This window comes from Streptococcus milleri (genome assembly GCF_900636525.1).
In the GTDB taxonomy this organism is placed as follows: Bacteria; Bacillota; Bacilli; order Lactobacillales; family Streptococcaceae; genus Streptococcus; species Streptococcus hominis.
The window spans coordinates 109763-120000 of sequence record NZ_LR134288.1; the positions used below are offsets into that span (position 1 = coordinate 109763).

The 10238-nt window shown below is 42.2% G+C and carries 9 protein-coding genes, 2 tRNA genes and 1 rRNA gene (1 of these 12 cut by a window edge); 9 read left to right on the forward strand and 3 right to left on the reverse strand.

What is annotated here, in order from left to right; translation table 11 throughout:
* Nucleotides 1–134: 134 nt before the first annotated feature.
* From EL087_RS00595 to EL087_RS00605, 3 genes are read left to right on the forward strand one after another with little or no spacing between them, the layout of a single operon-like run.
* The gene (locus EL087_RS00595; RefSeq protein ID WP_022526399.1) at nucleotides 135–602 is read left to right on the forward strand and encodes a CopY/TcrY family copper transport repressor; all 468 of its coding nucleotides are present in this window, start codon (nucleotides 135–137) and stop codon (nucleotides 600–602) included.
* Nucleotides 603–605: 3 nt separating this feature from the next.
* The gene (locus EL087_RS00600; protein WP_126406144.1) at nucleotides 606–2858 is read left to right on the forward strand and encodes a heavy metal translocating P-type ATPase; all 2253 of its coding nucleotides are present in this window, start codon (nucleotides 606–608) and stop codon (nucleotides 2856–2858) included.
* A 12-nt stretch (nucleotides 2859–2870) separates the two neighbouring features.
* Complete coding sequence (locus EL087_RS00605) at nucleotides 2871–3080, forward strand: heavy-metal-associated domain-containing protein (RefSeq protein WP_003040978.1); 210 nt, start codon at nucleotides 2871–2873, stop codon at nucleotides 3078–3080.
* Nucleotides 3081–3366: 286 nt separating this feature from the next.
* Here EL087_RS00605 and EL087_RS00610 read toward each other — a convergent pair whose 3' ends face one another.
* On the reverse strand, nucleotides 3367–4227 hold the full coding sequence (locus EL087_RS00610; RefSeq protein WP_126406147.1) for an RluA family pseudouridine synthase: 861 nt from the start codon (nucleotides 4225–4227) through the stop codon (nucleotides 3367–3369).
* Between the two features lie 137 nt (nucleotides 4228–4364).
* Between EL087_RS00610 and pbp2a the strand changes: the two genes are divergently transcribed.
* The 4 genes from pbp2a to nusG all read left to right on the forward strand — a co-directional run bounded on the left by pbp2a (nucleotide 4365) and on the right by nusG (nucleotide 7653).
* Entirely contained in the window at nucleotides 4365–6584 is a 2220-nt protein-coding gene (pbp2a, locus tag EL087_RS00615) for a penicillin-binding protein PBP2A (protein ID WP_126406150.1), read from the forward strand.
* Between the two features lie 49 nt (nucleotides 6585–6633).
* Nucleotides 6634–6786, forward strand: coding sequence for a 50S ribosomal protein L33 (rpmG, locus tag EL087_RS00620; RefSeq protein WP_003027324.1), 153 nt, complete (start codon nucleotides 6634–6636; stop codon nucleotides 6784–6786).
* Between the two features lie 9 nt (nucleotides 6787–6795).
* Nucleotides 6796–6972, forward strand: a complete 177-nt coding sequence (gene secE / locus EL087_RS00625) for a preprotein translocase subunit SecE (RefSeq protein WP_003027327.1) — start codon at nucleotides 6796–6798, stop codon at nucleotides 6970–6972.
* A gap of 144 nt (nucleotides 6973–7116) precedes the next feature.
* Nucleotides 7117–7653 carry a transcription termination/antitermination protein NusG gene (gene nusG / locus EL087_RS00630; protein WP_003040842.1) on the forward strand — a complete coding sequence of 179 codons (537 nt, stop codon included), beginning with the start codon at nucleotides 7117–7119 and terminating at the stop codon, nucleotides 7651–7653.
* Nucleotides 7654–7866: 213 nt separating this feature from the next.
* Here the strand turns inward: nusG and EL087_RS00635 are convergent.
* Nucleotides 7867–7937: transfer RNA gene (locus EL087_RS00635), tRNA-Cys, on the reverse strand.
* A gap of 25 nt (nucleotides 7938–7962) precedes the next feature.
* A complete protein-coding gene (locus EL087_RS00640) occupies nucleotides 7963–8202 on the reverse strand; it encodes a hypothetical protein (RefSeq protein WP_106083370.1) in 240 nt (79 codons plus the stop codon).
* Between the two features lie 355 nt (nucleotides 8203–8557).
* On the opposite strand from EL087_RS00640, the gene EL087_RS00645 reads away from it, so the two are divergent.
* Nucleotides 8558–10113, forward strand: a 16S ribosomal RNA gene (locus EL087_RS00645).
* Between the two features lie 56 nt (nucleotides 10114–10169).
* Nucleotides 10170–10238: transfer RNA gene (locus EL087_RS00650), tRNA-Ala, on the forward strand; it runs 4 nt beyond the window's last position.

Below are 10238 nucleotides of genomic sequence, written 5' to 3' on the forward strand. Positions count from 1 at the left end.
AATTTCTATACAGAAAGAGAAAAATTGAGTTGAGTAAATCTTCTCGATTTTTTTGCTTGACAAACTCTGATTACAGATGTAAACTATAAAAGAATTGATAATTACAATTGTAATCAGAAAAGAGATGAAACAAAATGGAACAACAAAATATTAGTCAGGCAGAATGGCAGGTTATGCGTGTTTTGTGGGCGTATCCTCATAGCAGAAGTACTGAGGTGGTGGAGCGTTTAGAAGCTGATTTTGATTGGAAACCGGCTACTGTTAAAACCTTGCTGAATCGCCTGAAAACCAAAGAGTTTATTTCAATGGAAAAGATTGAGGGGAAATTTTACTATGATGCTCTGATTTTAGAAGATGAGCATTTGGAAAATAGTTGGCGTACCTTGCTTGACAATATGTGCAACACCAAGCATGGCGATTTAGTAGTTTCAATACTAGAAAGCAATCAATTCAGTCAAACAGATTTGTCTCGAATCCTAGATGTTGTAAAAGAAAAGCAAGTTCAAGCGCCGGAGACGATTCAGTGCAATTGTCCACCAGGTCAATGTACTTGTGGCGCGCATTGTCAAGATGACACGAATCAATCGAAAATGGCGGAGTAAGAAATGGAAAAAGACAAAAAAGAGTATAAATTATCCGGCATGACCTGTGCAGCTTGTGCGATGACCATTGAAATGGTCGTCAACGATTTGTCAACAGTAGAAGAAGCCACGGTGAACTTGGCGACGGAAAAATTGACAGTTTTTCCCAAAGAAGGATTTGCAAGCGAGCAAGTCTTAGACGCTGTGAAAGAAGCAGGCTACCAAGCGACAGAAAAGGGAGAACAAAGGCGGTCTGATTATGCGAAGCAAGTCGCAGAAAAGCAAGAAAACGTGCGCAAAATGGCGTGTCAGATTTGGTTTGCGGCAGGAACGACCGTGCCACTCCTCTATATTTCAATGGGGAGCATGATTGGCTTGCCGTTACCCTCCTTTTTAGATCACATGACGCATCCCATTGCCTTTGTATTGGCGCAATTTTTCCTTACTTTGCCAGCGATTTGGGTTGGCCGCGGTTTTTATGTACGTGGTTTTCGGAATTTGGCAAAACGGCATCCGAACATGGATAGTTTGATTGCTGTAGGAACGAGTGCAGCCTTTCTGTATAGTTTGTACTCGGTCGTTCAAGTTTTGCTGGGGCATCATACTTTTGTACACCAGTTGTATTTTGAATCAGTTGGTGTGATTATCACTCTTGTTTTACTGGGGAAATATCTAGAAGCCAATGCCAAGGGTCGAACCTCACAAGCGATTCAAAGTTTGATGAGTTTGGTACCCGACCAAGCGACCGTTATTCGCTATGGCGAAGTCGTAACAATTGATACAGAAGACATCAAGGTTGGAGATATTGTGCGGATTAAACCGGGAGAACGTATGCCAGTAGATGGTGTGGTTATCTCTGGACAAACCTATGTAGATGAGTCTATGATGACAGGTGAAAGTGTTCCTGTTGAAAAAAATGTCGGAGATGTGATTACGAGTGCCACTATGAATCAAACGGGTTCTATTGACTATGAAGCAACCAAAGTCGGTTCGGACACAACTTTAGCTCAGATTGTTCATTTGGTAGAGGAAGCGCAAGGCTCGAAAGCGCCTATTGCGGCTATGGCAGATAAGATCTCGCTCTATTTTGTACCAATTGTCTTGAGTTTGGCAGTTTTAGCAGCTCTGTTGTGGTATTTTCTGGCGGGAGAAAGTTTGCAATTCTCGCTTTCTATCTTTATTGCGGTGTTGGTCATTGCTTGTCCCTGCGCGCTTGGGCTAGCTACTCCGACGGCTATTATGGTCGGCACGGGGAAGGGCGCTGAAAATGGCGTCTTGATTAAGTCGGGGCAGGCTCTTGAAGCGACTCATTTGGTAGATGTTGTCGTTCTGGATAAGACAGGTACGATTACCGAAGGGAAGCCAAGTTTGACGGATGTGTTGACTTTTGGTGATGTCACACGGGAGGAATTGCTACATTTGCTTGCAAGTAGTGAGCAACATTCAGAACATCCATTGGCGGTAGCAATTTTGGAGGCTGCTCAAGATGAAGTCGTATCTTTGGCACCGGTAACGGATTTCCAAGCAATCTCAGGTAAAGGGATTATAGCTCAAGTAAAAGCTCAAGAAATTTTAATCGGGAATGAAAGCTTGATGAGACAATACCAAGTCGAGCTCGGAGAACATATCTCTGACTTGATTTCCTTATCTCATCAAGGAAAGACGGCCATGTTTGTCGCTTTGGATAGACAATTGGTGGGGCTGGTAGCAGTTGCTGATCCAATCAAAAAAAATAGCCGTGCAGCTATTGTTGAATTGCAAAAAATGGGCTTGGAAGTTGTGATGTTGACAGGGGACCGTGAGGAAACAGCTCAAGCTATCGCAAGAGAAGCTGGTGTCGATCAAGTGATTGCAGGAGTATTTCCAGACGGCAAAGCAGATGTCGTCAAGGATTTGCAAGTGCAGGGGGGAAAGGTTGCCATGGTGGGTGATGGAATCAATGATGCACCTGCTCTGGTGCAAGCTGAAGTCGGGATTGCTATTGGTTCTGGAACGGATGTGGCTATTGACTCAGCCGACATTGTTTTGATGCACAGCGACCTTTTAGATGTGGTGACAGCCATTCGCCTCAGTCAGGCTACGATTAAAAATATCAAAGAAAATCTTTTCTGGGCTTTTGCCTATAATACCTTAGGAATACCAATCGCAATGGGTCTTTTATATGTATTTGGCGGTCCGCTGCTCAATCCTATGCTAGCCGGTCTTGCCATGAGCTTTAGCTCGGTTTCTGTCGTCACCAATGCGCTGCGTTTACGGCGCTTTAAAATAGAATCATAAAAGGAGTTCATCATGAAACAAATTGTTACTTTAGAAAATATATCTTGCCAAAATTGCGTGAAGCATGTCACCGAGCACTTCCTAAAATTGGAAGGTGTATCGGATGTTCAAATTGATTTAGATACAAAGGTTGCGACTGTAACCACCAATCATGCATACAGTGCAGAAGATTATCAAGCTGCTCTGGCTAAAACGATTTATAAAGTTGTTAATGTTGCATAAAAAATGAGGCTGGGCAAAAAGTGTCCCAGCTTCTATTAGAATTAGTAATAAACGAATAACGCAGCTTCAACAATTCACTGAATTGTTGAAGGCGGGAAATCAGCCTTGCACAGCAAGCCACTATGATTGCTCAAAGCACTGCTTTGAGGTGGCAGATAAAACTTGCGAAGCAAGTATCAAAGCTGTTCGCTTTTCCAGCTCGGAAGAGCACATAATTACCCTTGCGGGGGTGGGACCACGAACTAAAAATCGAAAATTTTTAGTTCTGTTCCACTCCCATTATTTTTTAAATCAATCCTTTCTCAAAGCTTTGAGAGCTGACTTCAACACTAATTTTTTCAAGCGTAAAAGGATGTGTGAAAGTTAAGCGATGAGCATGGAGCATGAGGCGCTTTGCTTTTTGCGGATTGTACAATGGATCGCCGATAATGGGGTATCCATGATGAGCAAGGTGTACACGGATTTGATGAGTTCGCCCAGTTTTAAGTTGACAGCTGACGAGCGTCTTGTTTTCAAATTCTTTTAGCTTTGAGATATGGGTCTCAGCGTATTGACCATTTTTGTTATCCACTAGCCGTTTTCGCCGATCGTGACGGTCACGCCCGATTTTATCTGTATAGATTTGACGTTTTTTGGGAAATGCTCCTTGTACCAAAGCCCAATATTCGCGCAAAATTTCCTTGTTTTCTAGCAATCGATTTAAAATTGGCAAGATAAAAGGATTCTTCGCAAAAAGAACAGCTCCGCTTGTTTCCTTATCTAAGCGATGAACGACATAGCAAGTATTTCCAACATAAGCAGAGACATGATTTAAAAGTGCCAGCTCCGTTGGTTCATTGGCATGTGTTTTCATACCTTCGGGTTTGTTGACGATGGTGATGTGTTCATCTTGGTATAGTTCTTCCACCAGGCTAGCATTTCCCATGAGAATGGATTTCTGTGGATAATCTTCTTCGTCAAAAATCAACGTAATTTCGTCATGTGGATGGACAATACTCTGCCAATTGATTGATTCATGGTTGACGAAGACGTGTTTTTTAATGCGTAGAAAATGGCGAATCTTTCGTGGAATCAAAAAATGTTCTTCCAGCAGCTCTTTGACTGTCATTTCTGGTAAACCTTGTGGAATCGTAATCGTAAATTGCATATAGTTATTGTAACAAAATAGCCGATGATTGAAAATAAGCAGCTCGAGATTAAATAATTTCTTAAAGTTTTCTAAACTAAACGCTTGATAAGAGGTCCTTTCTTGTCTGGATATGGAGAAGGTGATAGAATAAGGATATGAAAAAATTAAGTGAGTTATTTGAAATCGTAGTGAATCATTTTAAAAAGGAAAGTCCTAAGCGCAAGCATCAAGAGGTGACAGAGGTTGAAGAATCTGAGCCGCATTTGAGCCGATCTGGGAAAAGTCGGAAAAAGCCGATTTCTCAACACCCATTTCGTCGATTTTGGCGTCGCTATCACCTGACGAAGATTGTCTTAATTTTGGGACTTGGTTTTGGTTTGATGACAGGAGGTTATCTCTTTTATGTTGCCAAATCCACTAATGTGAATGATTTGCAGAATGCTTTGAAAGCAACGACATCTATTTATGATAAGGACGGCAAAAAAGCTGGAAGTTTGTCAGGGCAAAAGGGAACTTATGTAGAATTATCCCAGATTAGCCCGAATTTGCAACATGCTGTCATTGCGACAGAAGACCGTTCTTTTTATAAAAATAGTGGGATTAACTACGGTCGTTTTATCATGGCGATTTTGACAGCGGGACGTTCTGGTGGTGGTTCTACCATTACACAACAATTAGCCAAAAATGCTTACTTATCTCAGGATCAGACCATTGAGCGGAAAGCAAAGGAATTTTTCCTCGCCTTGGAATTAACCAAGAAATATAGTAAAAATCAGATTCTCACCATGTACCTCAATAATTCTTATTTCGGGAATGGTGTGTGGGGAGTAGAAGATGCTTCTAAAAAATATTTCGGCGTATCTGCTAGCCAGCTGACACTAGATCAAGCAGCTACCTTAGCAGGAATGCTTAAAGGACCGGAGCTATACAATCCCATTGCTTCTATCAAAAATGCAACCAATCGGCGCAATACCGTTCTGCAAAATATGGTAGCTGCTAGCTATATCAATCAAGCAACAGCCAATCAGGCAGCAGTGAATGGTTTGGGCAGTCAATTGGTAGATGCTTACACAGGAAAATCGGCAGATTATCGCTATCCGTCTTACTTTGATGCGGTTATCAATGAAGCAGTTCGAGATTATGGTTTGACAGAAGCTGATATTGTTAATAACGGCTATCGCATTTACACAGAGCTAGATCAGAATTACCAAGCTAGCATGCAAGTCATCTATGATCGCGAAGATTTATTCCCGCAAGCAGCCGATGGGACAAGAGCCCAATCGGGTAGTGTAGCGCTTGACCCTAAAACTGGAGGTGTTCGCGCGCTTGTCGGGCAAATCAATAGTACGAGTGCCAATTTCAGAAGTTTTAACTATGCTACACAATCTTCAAGAAGCCCTGGCTCGACTATTAAGCCCTTGGCGGTTTACAGCCCTGCAGTTGCAGCAGGTTGGTCCATCAATAAAGAGTTGGACAATAGCACAACGACTTACGGAAATTACACTGTTAACAACTATGGTGGAATTCAATCCAGTCCGACGGTTCCCATGTATCAGGCTTTAGCGCAATCCTTAAATATTCCAGCGGTTGCTGCTGCTAATGAATTGGGACTGAAAAAAGTTTTTGAATATGGTAAAAAATTTGGCTTGAATATGGATAAAGTGGATCAGACTCTTGGGGTGGCTCTCGGTAGTGGCGTAACAACCAATCCGCTACAAATGGCACAAGCCTACTCGACTTTTGCCAATAATGGTGTTATGAATGATGCTCATTTGATTACCAAAATTGAAAATGCTAGTGGACAAGTAGTCAAAACTCATAAATCAACTTCAACGCGAGTGCTTAACCGCTCAACAACAGAAAAAATGACGAGTATGATGCTGGGAACATTTACCAATGGTACGGGTGTTTATGCGGCTCCTTACGGCTATGATATGGCTGGGAAGACAGGAACGACAGAGACTGACTTTAACCCAGATTTATCAGGAGATCAATGGGTTATTGGTTACACGCCAGATGTGGTGATTAGTCAGTGGCTAGGTTTCCCAAAGACTGATGAAAATCATTATCTGACAGGCACTAGTGCCAATGAAGCTTCAGCTATTTTCCGAAGTGTGGCAAATAGTATCCTACCGTACACAAATGGTACGAAGTTTGGTGACGAAAATGCCTATGCAAAAAATGGCATTGCACCGGTTGATACGAATGGTACAAATGATACTGCAAATCAAAGTAACAATAATTCAGATATTTTGAAAGATGTGCAAGATAAAGCCAAGAATTTGGTTGACCAAGCTAAGAAAGCAATTGACGATGCTAAGATTCCTGAAAAAGCACAGAATCTTTGGGACACGGTTAAGAGTTGGTTCCAATAGACTTGTCAAAAACGGGCTTTCCTGATATAATAAACAAGATGGAGGCGTTATGGCACTAAAAAAAGCGAGTCTGGCGTGCACGGTTTGTGGATCGAGAAACTATTCAATCAAAGTGAGTAGTACGCCAAAACCAAAACGTCTGGAAGTAAATAAATATTGTAAACATTGCAGTAAATACACGATTCATAAAGAAACTAGATAGGAGAAAGTTGTGAAATTCATTAAAGATACATTTCAAGTATTAAAAGATACAACTTGGCCAACTAGAAAGCAAAGCTGGGTAGATTTTATCTCAGTTATGGAATACACAGCTTTCTTTGTCGTCATTATTTATCTTTTCGACTTACTTGTCACAAGAGGTTTGGTACGATTGTTAAATATCTTTTAATTTTTAGCCTGCTTGTTGTTTTATCAAGTAGGCTTTTATTATAAAAATGGTAGTAAAAAGATTGCATTTGCCATTTTTGTGGTATAATAGGGCTAGAAAAGAAACCGAAGCCCTCAGGCTTTTTTATTTAGGAAAGGAAGAACGATGGACAGTTTTGATAAAGGCTGGTTTGTCTTGCAGACATACTCAGGATATGAAAATAAAGTAAAAGAAAATCTTTTACAACGTGCACAAACCTATAATATGTTGGAAAATATTTTGCGCGTGGAAATCCCAACGCAAACGGTACAAGTGGAGAAAAATGGAAAAACCAAAGAAGTTGAAGAAAATCGCTTCCCAGGTTACGTCTTGGTAGAAATGGTGATGACAGATGAAGCGTGGTTTGTCGTACGGAACACACCAAACGTAACAGGCTTTGTTGGCTCGCACGGAAACCGCTCCAAACCAACACCACTATTGGAAGAAGAAATCCGCCAAATCTTGATTTCAATGGGACAAACCGTTCAAGAATTTGACATCAATGTGAAAGTTGGCGATACAGTTCGGATTATTGACGGAGCTTTTGCAGATTATACGGGTAAAATCACCGAAATTGACAACAACAAAGTGAAGATGATTATTTCGCTATTCGGAAATGATACAGTTGCCGAAGTAAATCTGAACCAAATTGCTGAATTATAATAAAAAGTGAGCTAGAAATCAATTTTTATACTTATTGGTTTAGCTCACTTTTTGTGCTATTTTGATGAAAAATGAACTCTTGTTGAAAATGTTTGTCTCAAATTCACCCACCAATTTTATTATATTTGACCTAATTTAACCGAACAAAAAAATAAAAAAGCCCGATTTTACGGGCTTTTCATTCGGTTAATTCCTGTTAAATCAGGTTACGGAAGGCGGTAGACGGATTTGAACCGACGATCAAGCTTTTGCAGAGCCGTGCCTTACCACTTGGCTATACCGCCACAACGTTTATTAACGTTTATTATTTTATCCTAAAAAATCGTTTTCGTCAAGAGTGTAGATTGGTTTCTCTTTGTAAAATTTTAGTGTTTTCCGATTAAATTTAATCATTAAAGTGGTGAAATTATCATTTTGATAAGCCGAAGAAAAGTTTGGATTGATAGTTTTTCTTGCTTTAGTTAAGATAGCAATAAGATAAACTTGTTTAGCTGAATCAACTAGCTTCAAAAATATCAGCCACCATCTTCCTAAAAGTAAAGAAGTCATAAGTTGATTTCCCGTTACTTGCTTCCTTTTTTAATAATTGTATCCATCTCATATGACATTTCTAAAATTAGAAGTTCATATTTTTTAGCCATGGGAACTTCTTCAACAAATAAATGTTTTCAGCTATCAATTTGGAAGAAAAAAGTTTAAGAAAAATAAAAAAAGATAAAAAAAGGTATTGACAAGAAGAGGAGGAGGTGATATACTAAGATAGTTGTCGCTTGAGGGGCGACAAAGACCTTTGAAAACTGAACAAGACGAACCAATGTGCAGGCGACTGTTTAAGAACAGTCCGTCAAACATTAAAAAGAAACAATAAATCTGTCAGTGACAGAAATGAGTGAGAGCTCAAACTTTATATGAGAGTTTGATCCTGGCTCAGGACGAACGCTGGCGGCGTGCCTAATACATGCAAGTAGGACGCACAGTTTATACCGTAGCTTGCTACACCATAGACTGTGAGTTGCGAACGGGTGAGTAACGCGTAGGTAACCTGCCTATTAGAGGGGGATAACTATTGGAAACGATAGCTAATACCGCATAACAGTATGTAACACATGTTAGATGCTTGAAAGATGCAATTGCATCGCTAGTAGATGGACCTGCGTTGTATTAGCTAGTAGGTAGGGTAATGGCCTACCTAGGCGACGATACATAGCCGACCTGAGAGGGTGATCGGCCACACTGGGACTGAGACACGGCCCAGACTCCTACGGGAGGCAGCAGTAGGGAATCTTCGGCAATGGGGGGAACCCTGACCGAGCAACGCCGCGTGAGTGAAGAAGGTTTTCGGATCGTAAAGCTCTGTTGTTAAGGAAGAACGAGTGTGAGAATGGAAAGTTCATACTGTGACGGTACTTAACCAGAAAGGGACGGCTAACTACGTGCCAGCAGCCGCGGTAATACGTAGGTCCCGAGCGTTGTCCGGATTTATTGGGCGTAAAGCGAGCGCAGGCGGTTAGAAAAGTCTGAAGTGAAAGGCAGTGGCTCAACCATTGTAGGCTTTGGAAACTGTTTAACTTGAGTGCAGAAGGGGAGAGTGGAATTCCATGTGTAGCGGTGAAATGCGTAGATATATGGAGGAACACCGGTGGCGAAAGCGGCTCTCTGGTCTGTAACTGACGCTGAGGCTCGAAAGCGTGGGGAGCGAACAGGATTAGATACCCTGGTAGTCCACGCCGTAAACGATGAGTGCTAGGTGTTAGGTCCTTTCCGGGACTTAGTGCCGCAGCTAACGCATTAAGCACTCCGCCTGGGGAGTACGACCGCAAGGTTGAAACTCAAAGGAATTGACGGGGGCCCGCACAAGCGGTGGAGCATGTGGTTTAATTCGAAGCAACGCGAAGAACCTTACCAGGTCTTGACATCCCGATGCTATTTCTAGAGATAGGAAGTTTCTTCGGAACATCGGTGACAGGTGGTGCATGGTTGTCGTCAGCTCGTGTCGTGAGATGTTGGGTTAAGTCCCGCAACGAGCGCAACCCTTATTGTTAGTTGCCATCATTGAGTTGGGCACTCTAGCGAGACTGCCGGTAATAAACCGGAGGAAGGTGGGGATGACGTCAAATCATCATGCCCCTTATGACCTGGGCTACACACGTGCTACAATGGCTGGTACAACGAGTCGCAAGCCGGTGACGGCAAGCTAATCTCTGAAAGCCAGTCTCAGTTCGGATTGTAGGCTGCAACTCGCCTACATGAAGTCGGAATCGCTAGTAATCGCGGATCAGCACGCCGCGGTGAATACGTTCCCGGGCCTTGTACACACCGCCCGTCACACCACGAGAGTTTGTAACACCCGAAGTCGGTGAGGTAACCGTAAGGAGCCAGCCGCCTAAGGTGGGATAGATGATTGGGGTGAAGTCGTAACAAGGTAGCCGTATCGGAAGGTGCGGCTGGATCACCTCCTTTCTAAGGAAAAAACGGAAGCCATTGAGTTTGTCTTGTTTAGTTTTGAGAGGTCTTGTGGGGCCTTAGCTCAGCTGGGAGAGCGCCTGCTTTGCACGCAGGAGGTCAGCGGTTCGATCCCGCTAGGC